Below are 25,398 nucleotides of genomic sequence, written 5' to 3'. Positions count from 1 at the left end.
GCTCACTCCCCCACGGACACGTAGCGGTGGACGGTGCCGTCGTCGTCCTCGTCCCAGTCGGCGTCGTCCTGGTCGAGATCCACCTCGACACCCGCGGGTGCGAGGGTTTCGCGCAGGCGCTGCCGCAGGGGCTCGCTCAGGTAGTTGTGGTGCAGGTCGAGCTTCTTGAGATGCGTCAGCGGCTGGCCGCCGAGGAGAGCGACGGCGCCCTCGTCACTGAGGGTGCCCATGGACAGGTCGAGCACCTCGAGACGGGCGACCACCGGGGCGGCCGCCACGGCGACGGCGACCTCGTCCTGGATCTCGCTGTTGCGCAGGGCGAGGTGGCGCAGGCGCGGCAGCCGGGCGCCGGACAGGATCGGTTCCAGGTCCGCGGCCTCGCTGTCGGCGCCGTACCACGAGGTGCCGAGCCACAGGTCGAGGTGTTCCAGCGAGGGCAGTTCGCTGGCCCCGACGCCCCGGACGACGTCCACCGGGAGACCGCCGGTCTCCATGGTCAGCGTGCGCAGTGCGTCATGGCGCAGGGCGGGGAAGCGGAGCCCCTGGCCGCCCCGCACCGCGAACTCCTCCAGGGCCGGAAAGCCGGCCAGCAGGGGGGTGACGTCGGTCTGGTTGATCCAGGAGATCTCGCACTCCTCGAACGTGATGTCCCCGAGGAACAGCGCCCGCAGGGCGGGCAGGCGGTCGCGTGCGGCCAGCAGCGCCTCGATGACCTCGGACGGGTCCGAGTCGTACGCGTCCTCCCAGGCGCCGACGATCAGGGCGCGCACCCCCGTCGTGTCGACCCGGTCGCAGAACCGGGCGAAGGCCGCCGTCCACGCCTCCTCGGCGTCGTACGAGTCGGTGGCGACCCGCCAGGCCACGGCGTCGGGCTCGGGCAGCTCCGTCGTCGTCTCGGACGGCCCGGGGAAGGAGAAGGCGGGAAGTCCGTACAACTTCTCGAGGTTGCCACCGATGGCCATGCGCTGCTCCTGACGTGAGCCGGACGAGTGGGTGGTAAGTGATCCGGCGCCGTCGGGGGAACCCGGGCTGCGGGCCGTCCGACGGTGCGTGCAGCAGTTCTACCAACAGCGACTGACAACGCCCGGCGGCGGCCCTGGCGAGGGGGCGGTGTCAGTGGTGGTCCGTACGGTCCTCGCATGGACTCCGGAGCACCGTGCGCCGGAGTGGAGGGGAGATCCATGTACCGGCAGGGAGACGTGCTGATCGTGCCCGTCGCGGACGAGGCGGTGCCCTCGCACGTCCCGGACGCGCCCAAGGAGCCCCGCGACGCCCGCGGGCGGCTCGTACTGGCTCTGGGGGAGGTCACCGGGCATGCGCACGCGGTCGTCGGCAAGGGCGAACTGGTCAGTGAGCCCGGGCCCTTCGGCCCGTTGCTGCTGCATCTGCCCGAGGGCGGCCGGGTGGTGCACGAGGAGCACGCGGCCATCCCGCTGCCCGAGGGGTGGTACCGCGTGATCCGGCAGCGCGAGTACGTCCCCGGTGCGGTACGGCTCGTCGCCGACTGAGCGGCACGAGCGGCACAAGCAGCACGGACCACACGAACGGTACGGACGGTACGGGCCGTACGAGCGGCGCGGACAGGGGACGATGACGATGACGCAGTGGGCGAGCGGGGCGGCGGCCGGGGCCGAGGGCTTTGCACAGGGGACGGGCGAGGCGGGCGGCGGACACGCGGACGGGCTGGGGCACTGGCGTGCGTGGGCCGCGAGCGCTGTGCCCGCCGACCGGGCGGCGGCCGAGGAAGGCATCCGGCTGGCGTACCGGCGTGTCGGGCTGCCGGAGCCGGAGCGGGTGGTCTGGGCCGGTTCGCCGCGCGAGGGCGTGGCACTGGTGCGGCAGGGGACGGACTTCGGGGTGAGTGTGCGTGAGGCGGTGCGCACGGCACCCTGGGCGGCCGAGCGCGGGCGCCTGCACGAGGAGTTGGGCGCGGCAGGCTGGTCACGGCGCTGGTCGGCGACCGGTGGTGCGCTCTGGGACTCCACACAGGCGCTGGTCGACCGGATCCGCACCGGGGTGCTCGACGATCTCGCGGCCGACGACGCCGACGCCCGTACCGCGATACGGCTGGTCCTCCTGGACGCGCTGCTCGGGCAGCACGACGCGCCGTGGCTGGCCGCCCTGGACAGCGCCGGGTCCCCGCTCGACGGACTGGTCCAGGTGTGCCGCAGCGCCGGCTGGTGGTGGCCGTTCGAGAAGGTGGCGGTGGTGTGCGAACGCCCGGTCGCCCTGCACCGTGACGAGGCGGGCCGGCTGGACCACGGGGACGGCCCGGCGCTGGAGTTCCCCGACGGCTTCGCCCTGTGCGCCTGGCGCGGCATGCCGGTGCCGCGTGCCTTCCTGGAGGAGCTGCGTACCCTCACTCCGGAGCGGATCCGGGCCGAGGAGAACGCCGAACTGCGCCGGGTGATGCTCGAGTACTACGGCTACGACCGCTACCTGAACGACTCCGGGGCCGAGCCCGTGCACCAGGACGAGACGGGCACGCTCTGGCGTGTCGAACTCGTCGACGATGAGGCGGTCGTGATGGTGGAGGTCGTCAACTCCACTCCGGAGCCCGACGGTACCCGTCGCACGTACTGGCTCCGGGTACCGCCGACGACGCGGACCGCCCGCGAGGGGGTGGCCTGGACGTTCGGTGTGCACCCCGGGGTGTACGAGCCGCTGAAGCAGACGTGAGCCCGTACGGGCGTCCGCAGGGCTGAGTCCGCCTTCACGGGGGTAGACGAAGGAGGACGAGAACAGGAACGCCGAGGACGGCAAGGGCGCAGGCCCGTGGAAAGGAGCCCTCATGCCCGGCATCGTGGAACGCATCAAGCGGTTCGCCAAGAGCCCCCAGGGGCAGCGCGCGACCGAGCAGGTACGACGTGCCGCAGCCGACCCCCGGCGCCGCGCACAGGCGCAGCGCCTGCTGAGCAAGCTCCGCGGCCGTCGCCATTGACCGCGTCCCCCGCCCGTCGGCACGCCCACCGCGACGCCGGCGGCGGGAGCAGTGGCGGCAGCAGCGGGCTGAGCGGGCCCCGTGCGGGCCGGGTCGGCCGCTCCGGCATACGATCGGCCGACCCCGATCCCGCAAGGAGTTCTGCCCGGTGACCGCCGTCCTCCCACCGCCCCGCACTCCCGTCGGGCTGCTGCGCCCACGCCGCCTGACCCGTGTCGAGGACGGTGAACGACTGCACGCCTTGCTGTGGATTCCGGGGCCGGACCTGCGGATGATCAGCAGCGCGGTACTGGGCGGAGGCATCGGCGAGCGGGCCTGGGTCCTCAACGCCCAGGTCCCCCACGGGTACCGGCGCACCGACCCCGACCGCCATCTCACCGACATCGCCGCCGGGGCGGGCGCACGCGGGCGGGGCGTGGGGCTGATGACGGCCGCCGACGTCTCGGCGTACGGCCACGCCCACGACGAGGGCGCGGAGGCGGTCGTCACCTCGGGTATCGACGTACGCGGTTGGGCCGCGGCCTTCGACACCGAGGAGGCGGGCGCGGAGGGCACCGGGGGCACCGACGGCGCGCACACGCCGGGCACGATCAACATCGTCGTCGCCCTGCCGGTGCCGCTCACCGACGCCGCGCTGGTCAACGCGGTGGCCACGGCCACGGAGGCGAAGGTGCAGGCACTGCTGGATGCCGGTCACGACTGTTCCGGCACCCCCACCGACGCGGTGTGCGTCGCCGCCCGTACTCCCTCTCCCGGCAAGGCGTCACACGCCTTCGCCGGGCCCCGCTCCCGGTGGGGAGCACGGTTGGCGCGTGCCGTCCACCGCGCCGTCCACGAGGCGACTCCGTCCCCCTGACGGGCGTCGTCGCGTCAGGGCTCCGACGCGACGACCTGGCCGAGGGAGCGGCGGCGTTCCCACTCGGCGGCCTCCTTCTCGCAGAGGTCCGCCAGCCTTGCGAGCATCGCGCGGTGGCGGACCTGGATCAGCACCTCCACGGCCAGGTTGTGCAGCCGGCCGCCGACACCCCGCAGGGGATGCTCGTCCACGATCACCAGGCATTCGTCCCCCCAGGGCCGCAGTTCGAAGGCGATCCGCGCCGTGCCGAGCGGACCCGCCCATGCCTCGAGTTCCAGGGCCTCGCCCCGCTGACAGCGTCGGACGACCGTCTCGTTGGACAGTCGCAGGGGCCCGAGCCGTACCTCGTAGCGGATCGCCGCGCCGAGCCGGGGCCACTGCCCCCGCACCGGCTCCGACAGCGAGGACCCCACCACCCAGTCCGCATAGCGGCTGCCGTCCGCAAGTACCTCCCAGACGGTCTGCGGACTCGTTCTGATCAGACGATGACGAACCGCCATGACGTCCTCCCGTGTCCGGAACTCCACGAGTGCACCAGCACACCAGCCAGCACTGAGTGCCCACTGTCGGACGCGTCAACCGGCGGTGCCCTGCCCCGGGCCGGTAAGACGGTCGGGCCGCCCGCGCCGTGCGGGCCCGCCGGGCCGGGCCAGGGCCCAGCGGAGGCCGGCGGTCACCGCGGTGCCGAACGGCCGGACGAACACGCCCTCGACAGTCGGTGCCCGGGGCAGCCACAGCGCCCGAGAGGCCCAGACCGGCAGCAGGGACACCGCGCCGGCGGCGAGGGCGCCGTACGGCAGCCGGGCGAGGACCGGTACGGGCGGGTTGAGCAGCAGGAAACGCGCCGCGCTGCGCGCCTCGGGCGTCGAACGCAGTTCCCCCCGGTAGGCGGCCAGGCGGTCGGTGAGCTCCGCGCGGTTCGTCGGCGGGTCGGGCACGCCGAGCGCGATGGCGATGCGCGCCATGTCCTCGACGTACGCGTCGCAGTCGGCGGCGTCCAGTGGCCGGGCGCCGTAGCGCTGGTGGGCGCGCAGGAAGGAGTCGACCTCCGCGATGTGCACCCAGCACAGCAGGTGGGGGTCCGCGGCCCGGTACTCCTGGCCGGCGGGGGTCGTGCCGCGCACCCTCTCGTGCACCGCGCGTACCCGGTCGACCGCCTGCTGGGCGCTGTCGGCCGGGCCGTAGGTGGTCACGGCGAGGAAGGTGCTGGTCCGCTGGAGGCGCCCCCAGGGGTCGCCGCGGAAGCCCGAATGCCCGGCGATGGCGGCCATGGCCAGTGGGTGGAGCGACTGGAGCAACAGCGCCGACAGTCCGCCGATGAACATCGAGGCGTCCGCGTGCACCCGTCTGACCGGCCGCTCGGGACCGAACCAGCGCGGGCCGGGCGTGCCGTGGATACGGGCACGGTTGTCGCGGCCTTCCGGTCCCGCCACCCGGGAGAAGATCGCGTCACCGATCCGGTCGCGCACCACCCAGCCGCTGTCCGAAAGGAGTCCCATGGCTCACTCCCACCTCCTCGCGCCCGCGCCGGCCGGTCGACGCGGGCCACGTGTTCAGGGGACATCACCCTTCCAGTCGAACACACGCCCGCCCCTGTCGCGGGGCGCGTACAGGGCACGGCCGCCCGCGCCGTAGCGGCCCATCTCGGTGGGCAGCCCGACGCCGCCTCGCAGTTCCGTCTCGGAACGGTCCGTGATGTCCAGCAGGAGACCGTCCAGCGGTCCTCCGACCAGCTCCACGTACAACCGCCCGTCGCGCGGCCCCGGATCGTCGTGGTCCGCTCCGTAGACCCTGCCGCGCATGAACTCCAGCTCGTCCATACCGGCAGGGTGGCATCCACCACTGACAATCGCGTTCAGCGCGCGCCCGTCCAGCTGTGGGCGACGTCGATCACAAGACGGTCCGGGAGCTGCAGCACCCTGAACGGCAACCGGGCGCGCACCCCGAGCCCGATCTGGGTGTCGCCCTCGAAGCCGGCTGCGAACCGCGCGTCCCTGAAGGTGCGGTACCCGGTCAGGTCCACTCCCGGCAGGGGTTGTCCGGCGCGCGCGGGATAGGTGGGCCGGCCGGTCTCGGGGTCGTACGGCGGAGCGGCCACACGCACTTCGAGGACGGCGCCGCCGGCGACGGGGAGGTGCCTGCCGGAGCCGTCCTGGTACAGCCGGTCGACGTACTGGACCGTGTACCCGATGCCGCTGCCGCCCGCTCCCGGCAGGTGGACGACCATCCGGTCGTAGCAGGTGTGGTGTCCGGTCCTGACGTCCCGGACCGGTGCCGTCGTGGCCGTGGTGGTGGGGTCGGCCTTGACCAGGCTGCTCCAGCCGGTGGGGCACGCCGTGGACCGGGACGTCGCGGCCTGGGTGGAGACGGCGGGTGTGGCGGCGGCGGGGACCGCCGCCGTTCCCAGCGTGCCGCCCACGAGCGCCAGAGTCACGAAAATTATTCTTGTTTTAATCATTTCCGCCCCAAGGGTCGCCTCCTGCTGATATCGGGTGAGACGACCGAGTTGGGCCAATGGTTGCGCCGAGAGGCTCCTTCGGTCGTTCCCCGCCGCGCCGGGGCACCGGGCGTGGCACATCCTGGTGAGGAGGGAACGAGGGACGTCCTGTGCGTCCGCACCGGGAGGACACGGGAGGGAAGAGGCAGCCGCCGGGGAAACGAGTCGGGTCGAGGACGCGCTCGTACAGCCCGTGGTGGCGGCGGTCGAAAGCCTCGGAGGGTACGGGCGGCCTGGTGTATCTGCGGTCGCGGGACCGGCGTTCGCTGGTGCTGTGCGTGGTGACCGGGGTCCCGCGGTCGCTGCTGAAGCCGTGGTGGCGGATGCCGGTAGGCGGCGCGCTGCACGACGCGCTGAGCCATGCCTGTCCGGGGATCGCCTGGACCGGATGTGCTCCTGGGCGTTCCCGCCGCTGCGCGCGTCTGGCCGCCCTGGAGGCGGATGCCTTCGCCACTTGCTGCTCCGTCGAGCTCGATCCGGGTATCGGCCGTGCCTTCGCCGTGCGGGCCGGCCGTTCCCCGCCGCTGCTGCGCCACTCCGACGGCCGCACCGAGAGCCCGGATCCCGGCGGCGGCGTGATGCCGGGGGTCGAGGCGGACTCCCTCCACCCCGTCACCGCGCTCACCCTGGCGCCCGGCAGCGTCCTCGCGCTGTACACCGACGGGCTGGTCGAGCAGCCCGGCAGGGACATCGAGACCGGGATCGACGCGGTCCGCCACACGCTGGCACACAGCGGCGCCGACTCGGTGGAGGAGCTCGCCGACCGACTGGTGAGGGCGGCCCGCAGGGTCGAGGACCGGCAGGACCACGTGGCACCGCTGCTCACGGCGTTCCGTCGGGTGGCAGGGTCCTGACCTCCGTGCCGTCGGCGCCCGGGGCCTCAGCCGGGGCATCACCCTGCCCCTCGCCATCCCCCCGGCCCTGCCCCTGTTCCGCGGCCCGCAGGAGGAGGACGGTGACGTCGTCGGCGGACTGGCCGGCGTGGTCCACGGGGTACAGGAGGCGGGCGATGAGCCGGCGCAGGTCCAGGTCGGCGCCCGCCGCCAGCCCTTCGGCGAGCCGCTCAGTGGCGCGGGTGGCGTCGGTGCCGGGGGCCTCCACCAGTCCGTCGGTGTAGAGGGCGAGGACGGCGCCCGGGGGAAGGCCGACGGTGGTGACCGGATAGTGGCCGCCGGTGCCGATGCCGAGCAGCGGTCCGGGGTCAAGGTCCACCACGTCTGCCCGTCCGGGGGCACGGCACAGCAGCGGCGGGACGTGTCCGGCGTTGGAGAGGGTCACTTCGTGGCGGGCCAGGTCGACATGGGCGTAGAGGCAGGAGACGAGCAGTTCGGAGTCCAGGTCCGCGAGGAGCCGATTGGTTCGGGTGAGGACCTTGTCCGGCGCCGCGCCGGCCGTGGCGTGCGCGTGGACGGCGAGACGGACCTGGCCCATGAGCGCCGCCGCGGTGACGCCGTGGCCCTCCACGTCCCCGATGACGGCGGCCACGGTGGTGTCGTCGAGGCGCAGTATGTCGTAGAAGTCACCGCCGACGTCGAGGCCGTGTCCGGCGGGCAGGTAGCGGACGGCGAGGTCGAGGCCGGGCACGGTGGGCAGGGCACGGGGCAGCAGGGTTCGCTGCAGGGCGGTGACGAGGTGGTGCTTGACGTCGTAGAGGCGGGCGCGGTCGAGGGCCTGGGCGATCAGGCCGGCCAGGGAGGTCAGGACGGCGCGCTCGTCGGCGGTGAAGACGTGCGGCCGGTCGTAGGACAGGACGCAGCAGCCCACCGGCCGTCCCGAGATGGCCAGCGGGAGGAAGGCCCAGGCCGTCTTGTCGCTGAGGTGGACGGCCCTGGGGTATCCGGCGGCGATCTCGTCCCGGCTGTTGAAGAAGGCGGCCGTGCCACTGGCCAGGACATCACCCGCAGGGGTGAGTTCCGTGTCCAAGGCCAGGGCGTCGAGCCGTTCCACGATGTCGCCGGGGTAGCCGTGATGGCCGACGATCTGCAGGCCAGGCCTCGGCCGAAGCGAGCATCAGTCCCTGGGCTTCGAAGGCGGGCAGTATCTGGTGGGTGATCAGGTCCACGATGTCCCGCACGGTCACCGTCTCGGTGAGCGCGGCGGCCAGATGGACCAGCTGGTGCAGACGTCCCGTGGGGGCCGGCGCGGGGCGCGGCGAGTCCACGGGCCTGGACAGGGCGGCAGTGTGCTCCTTCCGGGGGGTGACGCGGACGCTGATGCCGCTGCTGCCGGGGTGGAGCTCGAAGGTCAGCCACTGGCCCGGCGGGCGGCAGGCGACGTAGGTCACGGGTACCCGGCTGACCACCGCCGTGCGGTAGTGGTCCTCGTAGACCGGGTCGTCCAGCCAGGGCAGGGCCTGCCAGGGCCTGGTGCCGAGGAGTTGTTCCGTACGGCGGCCGAGCAGGCGGGCTGCGGCGGTGGTGAGGAAGGTGATCCGGCCCTCCAGATCGAGGGACAGCGCGCCCTCGGGCAGCCGCTCGAGATAGTCGGAGGCGGCCAGCCCGGTCTGCGCCGGGCGGACCACGACGTCCGGGGTGACGATCCGCGGGTGGTCGAGGAGGGAGGGCGGCTGAGAGCTGTCGTCCAGGAGACGTGCGAGGTGACGTGCGCTGGTCGTGATGTTGTGCCGTTCGCGGGCCGTCACGTGCTGCGGGTGGTCGGCGGGCCACATCAGGCCGATGGCGCCCCTGCAGCGGCGGACACCGGTCAGGGGCATCGCGGCCACCGCGAACGGGTACGGCAGGACGGCGGCGGTTTGGGGGTATCTGCGCGCCATCTCGTCCTGGCCGCCAACCCAGACCAGCCGGTCCTCGCAGACGGCGTCGGTGACGGGCGTCGGTGTGGTGAGGGACAGCCGCTGCCACGGCGTGCAGAAATCCTCCGGGATCCCGCTCAGCCAGCCCAGTCGCAGCAGTCCGTCCGCCGCGTCCAACAGGTAGAGGGCGCCGACCGAGGCTCCGGTGCTCCGCACCGTGGCGGCCAGGCCCGCGCCCAGGGCGTCGTCCAGCGACGCGGCGCCCAGGAGCGGCTCGTTCATCCTGGACATCACGGCCTCCGTCCGGTGGCAGGAAGGCTGCCCGCCCGTCAGAGAGGGTGCGTACGTGCCCGCTGTTCCCTCCGGGACGTACACGGCTCATACCTCGGACGGTACGCCCGACCCGCTCCGCGAGCATGTCGTCGCAGCCCGTCCGCTCGGGGGCGGCGGGGGTGTCACGCCGGGGCACCGGGCCTCCACCGGCTGTGGCCACCCTCGCGCAGGAGGATTTCGGAAGGGTGCCGGAAGTCGGCACGGCATGGGCAGGGGCACGGACCGAGGGCCCGTCGTGCCGCTGCATACGGCGCGCAGAGCGGCGGCCTCACGGACAGTAGCGCACCGGCCACTCGTCCGGGTTGGACGCGTTACGGGCGGGGCCGGCACGACGGCCGGACGCTCCTCGCCCCTTTCCTCGGCCCGGACCGGTTCCGGAAGGCTTCCGAACCGGGCATGCGGGCGGTCGCCGTCTCCGGCCGCACGGTGATCATCGCCCTCGCCGGTCTGTCCGCACCCGGTGTCTCCTTCGGCGCGAGCCGGGGCTCGCCGCCGCCGTCACGGTCGTCTCCGCCGTCATCGGCGCGCCGACCCTGTCCCAGCCCTGTTGGGCTGATCGGCCGGCGCATCGACCGCATCATCCTGGCGATGTTCCGAGGGCTGCTCGTCGCCCTCAAGGCGGCCGTCCGCAACGCCCTGTCCCTCAACCGCCTCCTACAGCTCGTCGCCGCCGTCTTCCAGTGGGGCTGGGGCGGGTCCGCGCTCGGTGTGTCCGGCACGGTGCCGATCGAGAGCTACGTGCCGATGACGATGCTCGCCCTCATCGGCCTCAGCACGGACTACGAGATCTTTCTGCTCTCCCGCGTCCACGAGGCCTGGCTGCGCACCGGCGACGCCAAAGCCCCGGTCGCCCACGCCCGGATAGCGGGACGTGCGACGCGACGGCGGCAGGCCCCACGGGGCCTGCCGCCGTCGTACGTACCCACGCCTCACCGCGCGGGAGGTGTCGGCTCAGGTACGGCGCACGCGGCGCAGCAGCACGAAGCCGGTGACGACCAGGACCGCGCCCGCGGCCGCCGGCCAGAGCTGGGCACCCGTCTCGGCCAGACCGCCGCTCACGGCCTGCGGCTCGGTGGCGTCGGCCGCCGCGGTCTGCCGGCCGGCGTCGTTGGTCGCCGTGCCGACGCCCGGCGTCTCCTGACCGGCGTCGTCGCCCTGCTGGTTGTCCGCGCCCGCCACTCCGTCGCCCTTGGACGGGACCGAGGCCCGGACCTCGGGCTGCTTTTCTCCGGGCGGGGTGATGGCGTCGTCGCCCGCGGGCTCCTCGGTGGCCTGGCCGTCGGCCGGGGGCTCCGAGGGGTTCTCCTGCCGGCCGTCACCGTCGCCAGGTTTGTCGCCCTTGTCGCCCGGCTGGTCGGCGCCGTTGTCGGGCTGCTCGACGCCGTTGCCGCCCTTGCCGGGAGCCTCGGTGGGCTCCTCCTTCGGGTCCTCACCCGGCTGTTCACCACCGTCGCCGGCGTCGGCACCGCAGGTGCGGCCGCTGTTGATGCAGTCGACCATCTCCCGCATCAGGTCCTCGTCGAAGACGTTGATGAAGTCGCCGTGGTCGGTGCCCGGCTTGTGCAACTGCTCCGGGAAGGAGTCCACGGCGAACAGCGGGGTGGTCGCGCCGCCGTCGTCCAGGCTCGGCGCGTCGACGTCGTAGACGATGCGCTGGACCAGCTGCGGCACGGGCGTGAAGCCGGACGGGCAGTTGCCCTCGGCGTCCACGAACGCCATGTGCGTACGGTGGTTGGCACTGTCGGTGTTGCGGCCGTCCCAGCAGCTTTGGAAGTCGAAGGTGCGGACCACGTCGCTTCCCTGTGGACACAGCGGGTACTTGTCCTCGAGCTGCCGGTTCTCGAAGCCGGTGCAGCTCCAGGACGCGTTGGCGTTGGCGGGGCCATTGACGAACGACTTGGCGTCACCGGTGATGATGCGCAGTAGCCGCGGCATGGCCGTGACCTCGCCCTGCGGGTTGCCCACGAACGTCAGCGTGACCTCCTTGGGGGTCATGATCTCACCGACGTTGCCCTCGATTCCGCCGCCGGGGGAGTTGGCGTCCCGTTCCTCGGTGCCGTTCTGCAGCCGCAGCACGGGCCAGTAGTACGACGACTTGTCGCCCTGGTCCTCACAGCTGGTGTCGGCCGCCGTCAACTGGTCGTCGCTGGAGAAGGCGTTGGTGGCCTGGTTGCCGATGTAGTCGTGGAAGTGGTGCGCGCCGTTGGCGACACCGGGGGCGGCGATCACGTTGTCCGAGTTGAACAGGCCGTTCTCGTTGACTCCGCAACTGCTGATGAAGGTTCCCTTCGAAGCGTCCGCCGTCGGGTCGGGCTTGACCACGTTGGGCTGGACACTCTTGATGTCCACGAAGTCCGCGGCGACGGGCCCGTTGCCCGCCTGTCCGCCGTTTCCGCCGCCCTGGCCCTGGCCGTCACCGCCGTTGTCGCCCCCTTCGCCCTGGTCGCCCTCCTGGTCGCTCCCGTCCTGGCCGTCTCCCGGCTGGGCGGACGCGTTTCCGGAGTCGCGGACGGAGCAGCCGGCGAGTTCGTCGAGGTCCTCGGGGCGGTCACCCTCCTTCTCCATGGCGCCCGCGATGCGTTCGAGGGTCGCGGAGCGCTCCTCCTCGAGCGGGTCGACGACCTTGTCGTCGGCGACGCCGGGGTCCTGCTGAATGGCCTGCGCGGACTCCCCCAGGCGCTGGTAGGCCTGGGCGATCTGCTCGTCCAGCGCCGCCAGTTCCTTGTCGACGTCCGGTCGCGCCTTCTCGGGCACCGTGGTCAGGTTGGTCGCCACGTCGGGGCAGTCGATGGTGGCGCCGCCGAGGACGCGTGCCTGACCGGCTCCGCCCGCGGCGTCGTCCTCCGTAGCGGAAGCGTAGACATTGGCCGCCATCAACCCCCCTCCGCCCAGGATCAGCGCGACCGCGGCGAAGGTCGCGCGCTGTGGACCTCGTGGGCGTCTGCGTGTGTTGCGTGCCAAGGCAGTGCTCCTACGCTTTTGTCGCGGGGGGTGGGCATGGAATTCCCACGCCCCATACGTAGGTGCGTCGCAGTGCGTTCAAGTGCTTCACGGTTTCTTCGAGGATTCTCAGAACTCCCTTGCCCGGGAGGTACCCGAGCCCCCGGGGTTCCCGCCCGACTCGGCGTGCGCGGAGGGAACTTTGGGGGCCGGGCAGATGAAGCAACCACCTGTCAGCGGAAGTTCACGTCACTGCAGAGGAAGTACGTCTGGTCCATGTGCGAGGCCTGCCTGCCCCAGGAGATCGTGTAGACGACTTGACATCCTCCCCCTCGTTCACGAGGGGAAGTCCTACGGCTCGCGCCGTGGGGTTTCCTGCTTCATCGTCGGCTGCCCGCCCGGAGAACTCCGTTGAGGCCTTACACCGGCTCCACAGGCCGAGACCGCCAGCCCGGCAGCCCTCATGTTCTGCGCCGCGTTCACGTCGCGATCGTGGACCGCGCCGCAGTCGCACGTCCACTCACGGACGTTCAGCGGAAGCTTCGCCCGGATCGTCCCGCAGGCGGAGCACAACCTGGACGAGGGGAACCACCGGTCCACCGCGATCACCTCACGCCCGTACCACTGGGGCTTTGTACTCCAGCATGGACCGCATCTCGATCCAACTCGCATCCGAGATGGCGCGGGCCAGAGTGTGGTTCTTCATCACGTTGCGGTCGGTCAGATCCTCGATCACGATCGTTTGGTTCTCACGAACGAGCCGAGTGGTCAGCTGGTGCAGGAAATCCCGCCTGCGGTCGGCGATCCGGGCGTGCACGCGGGCGACCTTCAGTCGGGCCTTGTCCCGGTTCGCTGAGCCCTTCGCCTTGCGGGACAGTTCCCGCTGAGCCTCGGCCAGGCGTGCCCGGTCGCGGCGCTCGTGCTTCGGGTTGGTGATCTTCTCCCCGGTGGAAAGGGTCACCAGGGACGTGATGCCCGCGTCGATACCGACCACCGCCGTGGTGGCCGGGGTCAGGGGGACGGCGTCTTCGCAGAGTATCGACACGAACCAGCGGCCGGCCGCATCCTGGGACACGGTCACGGTGGACGGCTGCGCACCCTCGGGGAGCGGGCGCGACCACACGATGGCGAGAGGCTCACGCATCTTGGCCAGTGTGAGGCGACCGTCCCGATAGCGGAATGCCGAGCTGGTGTACTCCGCCGAACGGCGGCTCTTCTTCCGCGACTTGAATCGCGGGTACCTCGCCCGCCCCTCGAAGAAGGCGGCGAACGCCCCCTGCAGGTGCCGCAGGCACTGTTGCAACGGCACCGACGACACCTCGGACAGGTAGGCGAGTTCCTTGGTCTTCTTCCACGCGGTGAGCATGGCCGAGGTCTGGTTGTAGTTGACCCGCTCCTGCTGCTGATACCACGCCGCGGTACGGGCTTCGAGGGCGAGGTTGTAGACCTTCCGCACACACCCGAACGTGCGCGAAAGCTCAGCCGCCTGCGCCTCGCTCGGATAGAAGCGGTACTTGAACGCCCGCTTCACACGCTTCCCGGTCATCCTCGCAAACTAGTGCGGCCACACGTGAAGACCAAACCTGCGGGTCAGAGCGCTACGGCCCGCCACCCTGACGGCGCATCGCAGCCCTCTGCCCTGCTCCACAGGAGTCCATATTCCACTCCGCCCTGAAGGACGGAGTATCCACGTATCCACGGAGGGATCAGATGACGGCCGCTGAAGCCGGAGGTACTCACCGATATCGAGCAGTTCTGATCCGTGCCGTAACTGCCAGTGGTGGTGACCAGTGGGAGGCCGTCCCACGTCAAGGCCTGGGTGGTGGGGTCGAAGCCCTGCCGGGTGACGTAGCCGAGGAAGTGGTCCGCGCCGTGGCTGACCTGGTCGTGCAACTGAACGATGAAGTCGCTGTCCACGTCCGTCGCCTGCCGGGCACCCAAGGATGCCGGGGTCGCGGTAGTGGGGGCGGCTGTCCTGACCGTTGTGCGCGGTGCGGATGCGGATGCCGTCGAGGGCCGGCCGGTCCTCACGGCGGTACGGACGAATCACGGGAGACGAGATCACGTCCGCACCCTCCACTCATGGGAGCGCTCTCACAACCTTGTTCCGCTCGTGCGCGGAGTGACTCCCCGTTCCGTGGTTACCCGAAAGCCATGAAACTGAATGTCCCGGGACGCAACAGGCGGTCCGACGGTGGCACCCCGGACCCGGAGCACTCAGGCCGGGAGGCGGTGGAACCAGGGCCGAGTGACGAGGTGGAGCGGGCGGCACCGGACGCGCCGACCGGACTCCCGAAGGGGGCCTGGGGTACCGCGCTGAAGGCCGCGTCGCGCGAGTTCAAGGAGGACGAGCTGACCGACCGGGCCGCCGCACTCACGTACTACGGCGTGCTGGCGCTGTTCCCGGCACTGCTGGTGCTGGTGTCACTGCTGGGCATCACGGGCCGCTCGACCACGGACAAGGTGATGGAGAACGTCCAGAACCTCGCCCCCGGGGCGGCCCGCGACATCATCACCCGGGCCGTCGAGCAACTGCAGGGCAACGCGGGTATCGGCTCGGTCATGGCGATCGGCGGTCTCGTGCTGGCCCTGTGGTCGGCGTCGGGCTACGTGGCGGCCTTCATCCGCTCGGCCAACGCGGTCTACGACATGCCCGAGGGGCGCCCGATGTGGAAGGTGCTGCCGGTACGGCTCGGGATGACGGTCGTGCTGATGGTGCTGGCCGTGGTCAGTGCGCTCATCGTCGTCTTCACCGGGGGTCTGGCCCGTCAGGTGGGCGGCACCCTCGGTGTCGGGGACGCCGCGCTGACGGTGTGGTCGATCGCCAAGTGGCCGGTGCTGGTCGTCCTGGTGACGATCATGATCGCGCTGCTGTACTGGGGCGCGCCGAACGCCAGGATCAGGGGGTTCAGGTGGATCACCCCCGGCAGCTTCCTGGCCCTGCTGATCTGGCTGGCCGCCTCCGGCGGATTCGCTTTCTACGTCGCCAACTTCGCCTCGTACAACAAGACGTACGGCACGATGGCCGGTGTCATCGTCTTCCTGGTCTGGCTGTGGATCACCAACCTGGCGATTCTGCTGGGCCTGGAGTTCGACGCGGAGATCGCCCGGCAGCGGGCCATCGCCGGTGGTCATCCGCCGGAGGCGGAGCCGTACACCCAGCCCCGGGACACCCGCGCCTGGGACGAGCAGGACCGGCGCCGGATGGACGGAGGGACCTGATCTTGCCGCCGTGGTCCGGACCGATCAGTCCATCAGCCCGGCGGCGAGCGTGGCGCCCAGTTCCCAGCACCGCTCGACGGCGGCCTTGTCGGGTTCGCCGGTGACGATCACCGCGTCCGCGGAGCGCTGCCAGCCGAGGCCCTTCGTGAGGGACTCGATGCCCCGCACCGCCCCGGTGACGTCGCTGCCGCCGTGCACGTAGTAACCGAACGGCCGGCCCGAGTGGTGTCGAGGCACGGGTAGTAGACCTGGTCGAAGAAGTGCTTGAGCGCCCCTGACATGTAACCGAGGTTCGCCGGGGTGCCGAGCAGATAGCCGTCGGCGTCCAGGACGTCGCCGGCCGTGGCGGAGAGCGCCGCCCGCCGGACGACCCGGACGCCCTCGATCTCCGGGCGCCGGCCCCGGAGAGGACCGCTTCGAGCATCGCCTGGCAGTTGGGCGAGGGCGTGTGATGGACGATCAGCAGAGTCGGCACACCCCGAGCCTGCCGTGCCTGCCGGGACCTCCGCAAGCCGGTTCGACGTGCGGCGAGGAGCGCCGGAGGGAGGAGCGGCAGGAGCGGGGACGGTTGTGAGGGCGGCTCGGGGATGGCACGATGCCCGGCATCGATACGCGGAGACGGGGTGCGTCTTGGTCGACGGAAATCGCAGTTCGCCCGCAGCCGCGGTGTTCGACGCGCTGGGCAGCGACTACGAGAAGGCGTTCGCCGCCTCCGAAACGCACCGGGCCTCGCTGGCGTGGCTGGTCGAACGGCTCCCGCCCGGCAGCCGGGTGCTGGACGTGGGCAGCGGGACGGGCCGGCCCACGGCCGCCACGCTCGCCGCGGCCGGTCACCGGGTGCTGGGCGTCGATGTGTCGCCGGTGATGGTGGAGATCGCGTCCCGGCAGGTGCCCGAGGCCGAGTTCCGCTGCGTTGATGTCCGCGATCTGCCGCTCGAGGACGGCTCGTTCGATGCCGTCTGCGTGTACTTCGCCCTGCTCCAGATGTCCCGGGCGGAGCAGGCGGACCTGGTGCGGCGGCTGACCCTGGCTCTGCGCCCCGGCGGCCTGTTCGCGCTGGCCACCGTACCCCTGGACGTCGAGGGTTTCGACGGTGTCTTCATGGGGCAGGACGTGCGGGTCACCAGCTTCGCCGCCCAGAACGTGACCGCGCTGGTACGCGAGGCGGGGCTGAGCGTGCTGTCGGAGGAGAGCGTGATGTTCGTCCCGGCCCACCCCGACGCCACGCCGGAGCCCCAGCTCTTCCTGCACGGCCGTCACGAGGGCGAGGAGGCGGCCCCGGCGCGCTGACGCCGGCCCGCGGAACAGGGTGGTGCCGCCGAGGGCGGCCCGCACCGCGGGACCTTGGCCGCGCTACGGGAGCGGCTTCCTCTCGCCCCTGAGGTTGGCGAGCAGCTCGGCCTGGCCGGCCAGCACTCCGGACAGGATGGTGCGGGCCACCCGGAGCAGTTCCGCCACGTGCGGGCTGGTCAGCGAGTAGTACACGGTCGAGCCCTCCTTGCGGCTGACCACGAGGTTCGCCCGGCGCAGCACCGCCAGTTGCTGGGAGAGGTGAGCCGGTTCGATGCCCACCTGGGGCAGCATCTCCGCGACGGCGTGCTCGCGCTCGCTGAGGAGTTCCAGGACCCGGATGCGGGCGGGATGGCCCAGGGTCTTGAAGAACTCGGCCTTCAGCTGGTACAGCGGCATGGTCATCGTGCCGTCCCCTTTCCGGCGCGCCGCCCCGGTCCCGTCGTCCGGTCCAAGGTCCCTCGCCCCGCCTGTGCCTCGTCGGCACCCGACCTCGACGTTTTCCGACATTAGCAACTTCATACATCCCTGTGTTCCGGTGGCCGGGTCGGCCCTACCTGTCCCGGCCCTACCTAATCGGCGTCCCGCTCGCGGTCCTTCCGGGATCACAGGGGCAGGGTGATCCAGACGCTCTTTCCCCGGCCGTCGGCATCGCCCCTCACCACCGCCGTGCCGCCCAGTTCGTGGGTGAGTTCCACGACGGTGGCCAGGCCCCCTGTCCCGCTGCCCGCGTCCGGTCCGGACAGCGGCGGCCGGTGCGGGTGCCGGTCGTGCACGGCGAACACCAGGCAGTCGGGACTCGCCGCGTAGACCACGGTCGTCTGCGGGGAGACCGCGGCGGCGTGGCGCACGCTGTTGGTGACCAGTTCGCTCAGGATGAGCAGCGCCGGACCGACCGCGGGGTGGTGCCGGCCGATCCCCCAGTCGGTCAGGGCCTGTTCGGCGGTCTGGCGGGCGAGGCGAACGGCGGCGGGCTCGGTGGGAAGGGTGAGCACGTGCCGGTGGGGCAGCACACCCGGTCTGGGGGTCATCGGCACTCCGTACGGTACGGGCGGCCGGGCCTGACGCACGGCGCGGACGGCGCGGGACGCCTGCGGTTCACGGCGCCTCCCGGGTGGGCGCGGCGGCCGGCTGCGGGGTCCGGGGCGCAGGCAGGACGCCGGTGAGCTCCAGGTGGGCGCGGGCCGCGCAGATCGCTTCCGGCGTCGTGGCGTATTCCCGGCCCTCGTGCCGCAGCAACTCCAGCGCGCCGACGGAGTCGAGGACGTGGCGGTGGTCGGGCCGGATGCCGGAGGCCATGACGAGGATGCCGCGGCGCCGCAGTTTCGCCACCGCGTCCTTGAGTACGAGGGCGCCGGTGGCGTCGATGACGCTCACGTGGGAGAGGCGCAGGATGACCACGCGCACGTCGGCGAGTTCGGTCAGTTCCAGCAGGAAGCGGTGGGCGGCGGCGAAGAACAGCGGGCCGTCGACGCGGTAGGCGACGATGTGCTCGGCCAGCAGCTCGCGCTCCTCCTCCGTGTGGTCGCCCTGGTCGAGCGGGAGCGGGGCGAGGTGTGCCTGCCGGGCGACGGCGCCCAGCGCGAGGAGGCCCGCGACGGCCAGCCCGATGATCACGGCGAGGACGAGGTCGAGGGCGAGGGTGGCGACGGCCGTGAGGACGAGGATCAGCCCGTCGGAGCGGGTGGCACGGGCCATCGCGCGCAGCGAACCGACCTCGACCATGCGGACGGCGGTGGCCAGGAGGACGCCCGCCAGCGCGGCGAGCGGGATCTTCGACACCAGCGGGGCGGCCGCGAAGACGATCCCGGCGAGGACCGCCGCGTGCGCGAGGGAGGCCAGTCGTGAGGTGGCTCCGGTGCGGACGTTGACCGCGGTGCGGGCGATCGCGCCGGTCGCGGGGACGCCGCCGAAGAGCGGCGACGCGATGTTCGCCAGGCCCTGGCCGAACAGTTCGCGGTCCGGGTCGTGCCGTTGGCCGACGGTCATGCCGTCGGCCACGGAGGCGGACAGCAGCGACTCCAGCGCGGCCAGCGCCGCCACGGCCAGGGCGGGTGCGACCAGTTCGGGCAGTGCGCCGGTATCGACGAAGGCGAGCGAGGGGGCGGGCAGGCCGGAGGGCAGGTCGCCGATGGGACGTACCCAGTCCAGCCCGGCGACCTGAACCACGAGCGTGGCCGCGATCACGGCCAGGATGGAGAACGGGACGGTCGGCCGCAGGCGCGCCCCGATCAGCATCACGGCGGCCACCGAGAGCGCCAGGGCGACGGCGGTCCAGTTGGGTGTGCGCGCGAACTCCTCGAACGCCCGCCAGGCCACCACCAGCACCCGGTCGCCCTCGGGCATGGGAACACCGAGGGCGTTCGGGACCTGCTGCAGTCCGATCACGCACGCGATGCCGAGCGTGAAGCCCTCCACCACGGGCGCGGGCACGTACCGCATGCTGCCTCCGGCCCGCAGCAGCGCCAGCGCGACCAGGATCACACCCGCCATCAGCCCGACCGTGAGCACGCCCGACGCACCGTGGTCGGCGACGATGGGGACGAGTACCACGGTCATCGCCCCGGTCGGGCCGGAGACCTGGAGGTTGGAGCCGCCGAACACGGCGGCCAGCGCGCCGGCGACCACGGCGGTGGCCAGCCCCGCCTCCGCGCCGAGCCCGGAGGAGACGCCGAATCCGAGGGCGAGGGGCAGTGCGACGACGGCGACGGTCAGTCCGGCGAGCAGGTCCCGGCGCGGATCGCGCCGCATCTGGTCGAGGTCGCCGCGGGCGGGCAGCAGTGACGTGATCCGGGCCCAGACCCCGGCGAGCAGCAACGGTACCGACACAACCCCTCGACTTCCCGGTGGCTACGGCGCTCCGTCGTGCGGCGTGCCCCGGGGGCCACGACGACGGGCATACCAGTCAATGATGTAGGCAATTGCTAATTTTTGCAATTGAGCAGGTCACGGATGTCGCACATATCTCGTGTGTGTTCCGCTCCGACTGCGCGTCCGTCAACCCGTCATGCGCTTCCGCCACGTCGGCTCGACCAGCTGCCACTCGGCTTCCCACGCCGCCGCGCGCCGCCGCTGGAGCCGCCCCCGGACGAGCCGTCCGCCGAGCAGGACCAGTCCCCCGCTCGCGGCGGCGACCGTGAGACCCGCCATGACGATCTGGAACTGCGCGTCCGCTCCACTGGGCGGTTCGGAGACGATGCGCCCCGCGCCGTCCGTCCACACGGTGACCACGCTGCCGGCCTTGCTCCCGGGTTCTGCCTCCGCCCGGCCCGTGCGGAGGGTGCCGTCGGGAGCGATCCACCGGACCTTGGCCCACACGTGGCCGCTGCCGTCCCCCTCCTCGGCCACCGGCGCGGGCAGCGCCCGTGCCGCGTCCTCAACCAGTGCGGCCTGGACGGTGCGGGCCTGGGCGCGGCGCTCCGCGAGAGATCCGTCCACCGCCCCCGCCGCCTCCAGGCCCGTGAACGCCCCGGCCAGGAGGGCGAGGACGAGGGTGGCGAGCAGCAGCCAGGCTTCGATCAGATCGCTGCGGCGCCGCAGCGGGTTCTTGCGCCAGCGCCACAGCCACACCCTGCGGGGCCGCGCACCATGCGTCCGCGCCATGAGACGTCACCTCCTCGCGCGGGTGCCGGAGGCCACGACGTGCCACACCGGTGTGCCGGACCGGCCGGTCCGTCGGGGCCACGGCGCCTCCTCTCCAGGGTCCGCCACCGGGGCCGTTCGGTGCATGGGCCGAACGGCCCCGTCCCGGGTTCGGATCGGCCGGGGAGCGGCCGGCGGCCCCGGGCGGGCCGCCGGCCGCTCCGCCGGCCCGCCCCGTCAGACCGTGTGCGCCGGGACGGCCTCGCGCTGCGGTCCATCGAGGAGGACCTTGAGCGCACCGGTCTCGGCGGCGTCGCCGAAGACGTCGTACCCGTCCTGCATGCGTTCGAGCGGGACGGTGTGAGCGACCGGCCGTCCGCCGAGCAGCCGGCCCGCCACCGCCATCCGCAGCAGGGTCGAGGTGGAGCGGGTGTCGACCAGCCCCGTGGTGAGGGTGACGTCCTTGCTCCCCAGGTCCTCGAGGTGGAGCCTGGCGGGCCGCCGTGCTCTTCCAGTCTGAGCGCACCCGAGAAGTTCCGCTCGGGCCGCTGTGGTCCCGGTCGGCGGGCGTCCCGTCCAGGACGAGCGCCCGCTCCGGCTCGAGCGGCCCGCCGCGGGTCCGAACGGGAGCCCCTACGCCGCCACCGGCCGCGCGATGCCGCTGTGCAGCAGGTGCCGGGCCTGCTGGGCTTCGGCGCCCAGGCGCAGGGCGAGACGGGAGAGCAGCTCGTACAGGCGTCGGACCGTATCCAGGCGTTCCAGGCGCGGTGCGAGGGCCGAGAGGGCTATGGCCAGCGCCACGCCCGCCAACGCCACGGGACCCAGCGGGGTGCAGCCGAAGAAGTGGCTGACGCCGGGGGTCTGGACGAGGGCGGCGAGCACCGCGGCGGAGCCCAGGGCCGTCGTCCACACCAGCAGGCTGTGCCGGCGGCCGGAGAGGGTCTGCACGAGTTGGGCGCCGACCACGCCGCACAGGGCCATGGTGGTGGAGCGGCGGTTGCCGCCGGGGGTGAGGCGGCCGATCAGGTACGCGGTGACCGCGCCGAGGCAGGTGGTCACGCCCCGGCGCCGGATGGCGCGCAGCAGGGGGGCGCCGAGGACGTCGAGGCCCATCGGGCCGGTTTCGGCATGGGCCGCCGTCGAAGGATCGTCGCTCGGGGTCACCGCCACCGCCATCGCCGGGAACATGTCCGTGAGCAGGTTGACCAGCAGCAGCTGACGGGTCGACAGCGGTGAGGAACCGGCGAGCAGGGTGCCCAGCACGCTGAAGCCGACCTCGCCCGCGTTGCCGCCGATGAGGATGCTCACCGCGTCGGCGACGCTGCGCCACAGCGCGCGGCCCTCGCGGACCGCGTCGACCAGGACCGACAGGTCGCCGGTGGTGAGGACGAGGTCGGCGGCGTTGCGGGCGGCGGCCGAGCCGCGGGCCTCGATGCCGACGCCCACGTCGGCGGCGCGGATCGCCGCGGCGTCGTTGGCGCCGTCGCCAGCCATGGCCACCACTCGGCCCGCCTGTTGCAGCGCCTCCACCACATGGAGTTTCTGCTCGGGCGCGACCCTGGCGACGACTCCGGCGCCGTGCAGGGCGCGGACCCGGTCGCGGCGGCCCATGGCGACCAGTTCGTCACCGGTGACCACCTCGGTCGTCTCCGGCCAGCCCAGTTGCAGGGCGATCGCGCGGGCGGTCTCCGGGTGGTCGCCGGTGAGCATGACGGGCAGGATGCCGGAGCGGCGCAGCTCCGTGAGGAGGGCCTGCGAGGTGTCGCGCGGGACGTCCGCCAGGGCGATCAGCCCGACGAACTCCAGATCCGCGAGGTCGGCTTCGAGTGCGGCGGTGGCGTCCGGGCCCCGGCACGGCCGCCGGGCGACGGCGAGGACGCGCAGCCCCTGCCCCGCGAGGGTGTGGGCCGTCCCGGTCGTGTCGTCGGGCAGGTCGCGGCAGGCGGGGAGGATCGTCTCGGGGGCGCCCTTGACCACGAGGAGATCACCGGCGTCCGGGAGGGTGCCGCCGTCGTCCCGGCCGACGGCCGCGGCATAGCCCCGGCTGGCCTCGAAGGCGAGCTCCCCACTGGGCGCCCAGGCCTCGTCGGGCGGTGCGACGTCGAGAACCGCCTCGTCGGTGGCGTGCGCGACCCGGCGTCCCTGGCCCGTCTCCACCTGCGGGCAGGCGCGGGCGGCCAGCCGTACCACCGGCACGGCGGGCTCGGCGTCCGGGGCGAGGACGGTGCCGTCGGCGGTGGCGACCCGGACCAGGCGCAGCCGGTTCTCGGTGAGGGTGCCGGTCTTGTCGAAGCAGACGGTGTCGACCCGGCCGAGCGCCTCCAGGGTGCGGGGCGTGCGTACCAGGACGCCGCGCCGGGACAGACGGCGGGCCGCCGCCATCTGGGCGACGGTCGCGACGAGCGGCAGTCCTTCGGGGACGGCGGCGACGGCCACCGCGACCCCGCCGCTGACGGCCCGCCGTACCGGGCTGCCGCGCAGCAGCGACAGCCCCGCCACCAGTGCGCCGCCGCTGAGGGTCACCGGCAGCGCCTTGCGGGTCAGTTCCTGCAGCCTCGCCTGGACGCCGGCGGGCGGTGGGGTGCGGGCGGCGAGAGCGACGGCGCGGCCCGCCTCGGTACGGTCGCCGGTGTCCACCACCAGCGCGACGGACCGGCCGGCCACGACGGTGGTGCCCTCGAAGACCATGCAGGTCCGTCCGCTCACCGGCGCGCCGGGAGTGGCGTCGACGCCCTTGGTCACGGGGAGGGACTCACCGGTGAGCGCCGACTCGTCGACCTCCAGCCCGTCCGCCTCCAGCAGTCGTGCGTCGGCCGGTACGACATCGCCGGCGGCGAGGCTGATCCGGTCGCCGGGCCGTAGCCGGACCGCGTCGACGGTGACCGTGCGCCTGCGGGTGTCCTGCCGGCGCGCCTTGGGCTGCTGCCGGGCCGCCAGCCGGGCGAGCGCCTGTTCCGCGCGCAGCCGCTGGAGTCCGCCCGCCACGGCGTTGAGGTCCATGGCGCCGACGACGAGCAGCGCGTCGACGAGCGAGCCGAGCAGGGCGGAGGCGACCGCCCCGGTGGCCAGGACGGGCGTAAGGGGGTCGTCGAGTTCACGGCGGACGGCGCCGGCCGCCTGCCAGGTCCAGCGGGCGGGGGCCGCCACGGGGGTACGGGCGAGCCGGGCCGCCCGCCGGCGGGACCGCTCGGCGAGCAGGGCGAGACCCCGGGGTTCGGCGTCGGTTGCGGAGCTGCTCAGCCGGTCGCGCGCCTCGTGCGGCTCGAGCGCGTGCCAGGGCACGTGCAGCCGGGGCTCGGGCGGCGTGGCGCGGGCCACGCCGACGGCCTCGGCCCAGCCGGAGAGCAGGGCGCCCGCCGCGGCGATGTTCACCGGGGCGTGCCGGGTGAGCCGTCGCCAGGCGCGGCCGCCGGGTGTGCCGCCGCGGGCCACCATGAGCCCCGACAGGGCGGCGCCCGCGCGGGCCAGGGTCTGCGAGCGGCGGCCGACCCGGCGGGCCGCCGGAATGGCCGTCAGCAGTCGCCACACGTCGGCCGTTCCGCCCGGGGCGAGCACGTCGGCTCCCCAGGGGATCGCCGACCGCGCGTCGGTGAGGGCGACGGCCACGTCACCGGCGGACAGCCCGTCCGCCACCTCTCCGTCACCGCGTTCGGCCACACGGGCGACGCTCACCACGATGTGCCCGTCGTTCTGCAGGGCCCGTACGACATCGCCGAGCGGCAGGTCCGCCGGGGCCGCCTCGTCCGCGAGCCGGGTGATGTCCTTCAGGTCGGAGCCACCCGTGATCACGACGTACAGCCCGGCCCGGCGGGCCGCGTCGAGGACGGCTTCGGCGAACGGGTCGACCGGGTCGTCGAACGCGGCGGTCCCGCCGTCGGCGTCCGGGGTGCCCGGCGGGCGACTGCGCAGGGCGTCGGCGTGCAGGACGAGGGAGTCGGCGATCTCCAGCTGGCGCAGCCGCTCCCCACTGCGTACGAGCATCCCGGACCTGGCGAGGAAGGTGCCGAGGACCGCTTGGAAGGCGGCCGGGCCGTAGCGTGCCGCCTTGGGGGATCCGGCGAGGACGGCTTCGGCGGCCTCCCGGGTGTCGTGCGTGACGAGGAGGGCGGCGGCGGCGCCGGCGACGCTGCCGGTGCCGGCGTTGGCCGCGTAGGCCTGGGCGGGGGTGACCCGCAGCGGGGGACGGCTGTCCGTGGGACAGGGGAGGCTGGTGCGTTCCTCGACGCAGATGTCGTCGTGCAGCACCTCGAAGGCCGCGGCCCGGGCCGCGGCCTCGGTCAGCTGGCCGGTCCGCAGTAGCCCGTCGAGGGCCAGGGACATCGGGGACTGGCCGGCTCCGTGGGCGGCGGCGTTGGCTGCGGCGAGGACGAGTTCCATGCCGCCACCGCCGAACCGCTGCCGCAGCAGGGCGCGGAAGCGGGGGTTCTCACGCATCAGCGTGACGGCGGCGGTGACCGTTTTCGGGGTCTGCGGCAGGCGCAGCGAGCGCCCGGCGAGGGCCCCGGCCGCGCCGGCGGCGTCCAGCAGCAGCGCGGCGGCGCTGATCCGTACCTGGCGGGGGTCGCCGGGGTGGGGGGTCTCGTCCTCCTCCGGATCGGCGTCCTCGCTCAGTCCGAGGCGTGCGGCGAGCGCGACGGCCCGCTCGGTCACCCGGTCGCCGGCCGCGTCCTCTGCCGCCGTCACGACGAGGCGGGTCAGTCCCTCGTCCCAGTACGCCGTCAGCACGTCGGGGTGGTCGAGGAGTTCGCCGGCCACTTCGCGGGCGAGCGGGGCGGCGTCGCCGTCGGGGTGCCGCAGCGCCAGGTGGACGCGGTGTCCGGCCCGCCAGTGCCGGCCGCCGCCCAGGGCGTTGCGGGCGACGTTGCGGAGGCGGAGCGTCGTGTCGTGGACGGACGTCATGCCCTGGGCGGTGTTGCGGGCGGCGCCTGCGGCGGCCCCCGCCACGGCCCCGGCGAGGGGGGCGATGTCGAAGCGTGTGAGCATCT

The 25,398-nt window shown here is 73.0% G+C and carries 18 protein-coding genes and 6 pseudogenes; 8 read left to right on the top strand and 16 right to left on the bottom strand.

Annotation, left to right across the window (positions count from 1 at the left end; all coding sequences use genetic code 11):
* Positions 1 to 2: 2 nt before the first annotated feature.
* The gene (locus WJ438_RS36440) at positions 3 to 962 is read right to left on the bottom strand and encodes an STM4015 family protein (RefSeq protein ID WP_406728966.1); all 960 of its coding nucleotides are present in this window, start codon (positions 960 to 962) and stop codon (positions 3 to 5) included.
* 219 nt (positions 963 to 1,181) lie between these two features.
* On the opposite strand from WJ438_RS36440, the gene WJ438_RS36435 reads away from it, so the two are divergent.
* From WJ438_RS36435 to WJ438_RS36420, 4 genes are all read left to right on the top strand, one after another.
* A complete protein-coding gene (locus WJ438_RS36435) occupies positions 1,182 to 1,508 on the top strand; it encodes a hypothetical protein (protein ID WP_406728965.1) in 327 nt (108 codons plus the stop codon).
* Between the two features lie 82 nt (positions 1,509 to 1,590).
* The gene (locus tag WJ438_RS36430) at positions 1,591 to 2,679 is read left to right on the top strand and encodes a DUF6745 domain-containing protein (RefSeq protein WP_406728964.1); all 1,089 of its coding nucleotides are present in this window, start codon (positions 1,591 to 1,593) and stop codon (positions 2,677 to 2,679) included.
* A gap of 112 nt (positions 2,680 to 2,791) precedes the next feature.
* Positions 2,792 to 2,941: a hypothetical protein gene (locus WJ438_RS36425; RefSeq protein WP_406728963.1), complete on the top strand. Its 150-nt coding sequence runs from the start codon at positions 2,792 to 2,794 to the stop codon at positions 2,939 to 2,941.
* A 148-nt stretch (positions 2,942 to 3,089) separates the two neighbouring features.
* Positions 3,090 to 3,797 carry an adenosylcobinamide amidohydrolase gene (locus tag WJ438_RS36420; protein ID WP_406728962.1) on the top strand — a complete coding sequence of 236 codons (708 nt, stop codon included), beginning with the start codon at positions 3,090 to 3,092 and terminating at the stop codon, positions 3,795 to 3,797.
* A gap of 14 nt (positions 3,798 to 3,811) precedes the next feature.
* Here the strand turns inward: WJ438_RS36420 and WJ438_RS36415 are convergent, their stop codons facing one another.
* The 4 genes from WJ438_RS36415 to WJ438_RS36400 form a co-directional block, all read right to left on the bottom strand.
* Positions 3,812 to 4,297 (bottom strand): SRPBCC family protein, encoded by a 486-nt coding sequence (locus WJ438_RS36415; RefSeq protein ID WP_406728961.1) that lies wholly within the window; start codon positions 4,295 to 4,297, stop codon positions 3,812 to 3,814.
* A 75-nt stretch (positions 4,298 to 4,372) separates the two neighbouring features.
* Positions 4,373 to 5,296: an oxygenase MpaB family protein gene (locus WJ438_RS36410; RefSeq protein ID WP_406728960.1), complete on the bottom strand. Its 924-nt coding sequence runs from the start codon at positions 5,294 to 5,296 to the stop codon at positions 4,373 to 4,375.
* A 54-nt stretch (positions 5,297 to 5,350) separates the two neighbouring features.
* Positions 5,351 to 5,617 carry a hypothetical protein gene (locus WJ438_RS36405; RefSeq protein WP_406728959.1) on the bottom strand — a complete coding sequence of 89 codons (267 nt, stop codon included), beginning with the start codon at positions 5,615 to 5,617 and terminating at the stop codon, positions 5,351 to 5,353.
* A gap of 35 nt (positions 5,618 to 5,652) precedes the next feature.
* The gene (locus tag WJ438_RS36400) at positions 5,653 to 6,255 is read right to left on the bottom strand and encodes a hypothetical protein (RefSeq protein WP_406728958.1); all 603 of its coding nucleotides are present in this window, start codon (positions 6,253 to 6,255) and stop codon (positions 5,653 to 5,655) included.
* Positions 6,256 to 6,530: 275 nt separating this feature from the next.
* On the opposite strand from WJ438_RS36400, the gene WJ438_RS36395 reads away from it, so the two are divergent.
* Entirely contained in the window at positions 6,531 to 7,148 is a 618-nt protein-coding gene (locus WJ438_RS36395; protein WP_406728957.1) for a PP2C family protein-serine/threonine phosphatase, read from the top strand.
* On the opposite strand, the pseudogene WJ438_RS36390 reads toward WJ438_RS36395, so the two are convergent.
* Positions 7,117 to 9,337: pseudogene (locus WJ438_RS36390) on the bottom strand (SpoIIE family protein phosphatase). The gene WJ438_RS36395 and the pseudogene WJ438_RS36390 overlap by 32 nt on opposite strands.
* 618 nt (positions 9,338 to 9,955) lie before the next feature.
* Here WJ438_RS36390 and WJ438_RS36385 point away from each other — a divergent pair.
* Positions 9,956 to 10,237: pseudogene (locus WJ438_RS36385) on the top strand (MMPL family transporter); the annotation flags it as partial.
* A gap of 93 nt (positions 10,238 to 10,330) precedes the next feature.
* Here the strand turns inward: WJ438_RS36385 and WJ438_RS36380 are convergent.
* The 3 genes and pseudogenes from WJ438_RS36380 to WJ438_RS36370 form a co-directional block, all read right to left on the bottom strand.
* Complete coding sequence (locus tag WJ438_RS36380) at positions 10,331 to 12,253, bottom strand: DUF1996 domain-containing protein (RefSeq protein WP_406729917.1); 1,923 nt, start codon at positions 12,251 to 12,253, stop codon at positions 10,331 to 10,333.
* A 417-nt stretch (positions 12,254 to 12,670) separates the two neighbouring features.
* Positions 12,671 to 13,865: pseudogene (locus WJ438_RS36375) on the bottom strand (RNA-guided endonuclease InsQ/TnpB family protein).
* Between the two features lie 44 nt (positions 13,866 to 13,909).
* Positions 13,910 to 14,251, bottom strand: a pseudogene (locus tag WJ438_RS36370) (lytic polysaccharide monooxygenase); the annotation flags it as partial.
* Between the two features lie 222 nt (positions 14,252 to 14,473).
* Here WJ438_RS36370 and WJ438_RS36365 point away from each other — a divergent pair.
* Positions 14,474 to 15,541, top strand: a complete 1,068-nt coding sequence (locus WJ438_RS36365; RefSeq protein WP_406728956.1) for a YihY/virulence factor BrkB family protein — start codon at positions 14,474 to 14,476, stop codon at positions 15,539 to 15,541.
* A gap of 24 nt (positions 15,542 to 15,565) precedes the next feature.
* Here the strand turns inward: WJ438_RS36365 and WJ438_RS36360 are convergent.
* Positions 15,566 to 16,016 (bottom strand): annotated as a pseudogene (locus WJ438_RS36360) (flavodoxin family protein).
* Between the two features lie 155 nt (positions 16,017 to 16,171).
* Between WJ438_RS36360 and WJ438_RS36355 the strand changes: the two are divergent.
* On the top strand, positions 16,172 to 16,831 hold the full coding sequence (locus WJ438_RS36355; RefSeq protein ID WP_406728955.1) for a class I SAM-dependent methyltransferase: 660 nt from the start codon (positions 16,172 to 16,174) through the stop codon (positions 16,829 to 16,831).
* A gap of 63 nt (positions 16,832 to 16,894) precedes the next feature.
* Here the strand turns inward: WJ438_RS36355 and WJ438_RS36350 are convergent, their stop codons facing one another.
* The 6 genes and pseudogenes from WJ438_RS36350 to WJ438_RS36325 all read right to left on the bottom strand — a co-directional run bounded on the left by WJ438_RS36350 (position 16,895) and on the right by WJ438_RS36325 (position 25,396).
* Positions 16,895 to 17,236: an ArsR/SmtB family transcription factor gene (locus tag WJ438_RS36350; protein WP_406728954.1), complete on the bottom strand. Its 342-nt coding sequence runs from the start codon at positions 17,234 to 17,236 to the stop codon at positions 16,895 to 16,897.
* A gap of 200 nt (positions 17,237 to 17,436) precedes the next feature.
* Entirely contained in the window at positions 17,437 to 17,862 is a 426-nt protein-coding gene (locus WJ438_RS36345; protein ID WP_406728953.1) for an ATP-binding protein, read from the bottom strand.
* Positions 17,863 to 17,929: 67 nt separating this feature from the next.
* On the bottom strand, positions 17,930 to 19,660 hold the full coding sequence (locus WJ438_RS36340; protein ID WP_406728952.1) for a SulP family inorganic anion transporter: 1,731 nt from the start codon (positions 19,658 to 19,660) through the stop codon (positions 17,930 to 17,932).
* A 168-nt stretch (positions 19,661 to 19,828) separates the two neighbouring features.
* A complete protein-coding gene (locus WJ438_RS36335) occupies positions 19,829 to 20,434 on the bottom strand; it encodes a hypothetical protein (protein WP_406728951.1) in 606 nt (201 codons plus the stop codon).
* A 216-nt stretch (positions 20,435 to 20,650) separates the two neighbouring features.
* Positions 20,651 to 20,911: pseudogene (locus tag WJ438_RS36330) on the bottom strand (alcohol dehydrogenase); the annotation flags it as partial.
* A gap of 135 nt (positions 20,912 to 21,046) precedes the next feature.
* Positions 21,047 to 25,396 carry a cation-translocating P-type ATPase gene (locus tag WJ438_RS36325; protein ID WP_406728950.1) on the bottom strand — a complete coding sequence of 1,450 codons (4,350 nt, stop codon included), beginning with the start codon at positions 25,394 to 25,396 and terminating at the stop codon, positions 21,047 to 21,049.
* Between the last annotated feature and the right edge of the window lie 2 nt (positions 25,397 to 25,398).

The sequence above is a fragment of the Streptomyces sp. GD-15H genome (genome assembly GCF_045291515.1).
Lineage (GTDB): Bacteria > Actinomycetota > Actinomycetes > Streptomycetales > Streptomycetaceae > Streptomyces.
This window is presented reverse-complemented; position numbering and strand designations above follow the sequence as displayed.

What these genes read in the sequence shown, in the direction of transcription:
- WJ438_RS36410 (WP_406728960.1), bottom strand. Translation starts at nt 5,296, where the DNA reads ATGGGACTCCTTTCGGACAGCGGCTGGGTGGTGCGCGACCGGATCGGT.
- WJ438_RS36400 (WP_406728958.1), bottom strand. Translation starts at nt 6,255, where the DNA reads ATGATTAAAACAAGAATAATTTTCGTGACTCTGGCGCTCGTGGGCGGC.
- WJ438_RS36405 (WP_406728959.1), bottom strand. Translation starts at nt 5,617, where the DNA reads ATGGACGAGCTGGAGTTCATGCGCGGCAGGGTCTACGGAGCGGACCAC.
- WJ438_RS36365 (WP_406728956.1), top strand. Translation starts at nt 14,474, where the DNA reads ATGAAACTGAATGTCCCGGGACGCAACAGGCGGTCCGACGGTGGCACC.
- WJ438_RS36440 (WP_406728966.1), bottom strand. Translation starts at nt 962, where the DNA reads ATGGCCATCGGTGGCAACCTCGAGAAGTTGTACGGACTTCCCGCCTTC.
- WJ438_RS36350 (WP_406728954.1), bottom strand. Translation starts at nt 17,236, where the DNA reads ATGACCATGCCGCTGTACCAGCTGAAGGCCGAGTTCTTCAAGACCCTG.
- WJ438_RS36435 (WP_406728965.1), top strand. Translation starts at nt 1,182, where the DNA reads ATGTACCGGCAGGGAGACGTGCTGATCGTGCCCGTCGCGGACGAGGCG.
- WJ438_RS36430 (WP_406728964.1), top strand. Translation starts at nt 1,591, where the DNA reads ATGACGATGACGCAGTGGGCGAGCGGGGCGGCGGCCGGGGCCGAGGGC.
- WJ438_RS36415 (WP_406728961.1), bottom strand. Translation starts at nt 4,297, where the DNA reads ATGGCGGTTCGTCATCGTCTGATCAGAACGAGTCCGCAGACCGTCTGG.
- WJ438_RS36380 (WP_406729917.1), bottom strand. Translation starts at nt 12,253, where the DNA reads ATGGCGGCCAATGTCTACGCTTCCGCTACGGAGGACGACGCCGCGGGC.
- WJ438_RS36425 (WP_406728963.1), top strand. Translation starts at nt 2,792, where the DNA reads ATGCCCGGCATCGTGGAACGCATCAAGCGGTTCGCCAAGAGCCCCCAG.
- WJ438_RS36345 (WP_406728953.1), bottom strand. Translation starts at nt 17,862, where the DNA reads ATGACCCCCAGACCGGGTGTGCTGCCCCACCGGCACGTGCTCACCCTT.
- WJ438_RS36335 (WP_406728951.1), bottom strand. Translation starts at nt 20,434, where the DNA reads ATGGCGCGGACGCATGGTGCGCGGCCCCGCAGGGTGTGGCTGTGGCGC.
- WJ438_RS36325 (WP_406728950.1), bottom strand. Translation starts at nt 25,396, where the DNA reads ATGCTCACACGCTTCGACATCGCCCCCCTCGCCGGGGCCGTGGCGGGG.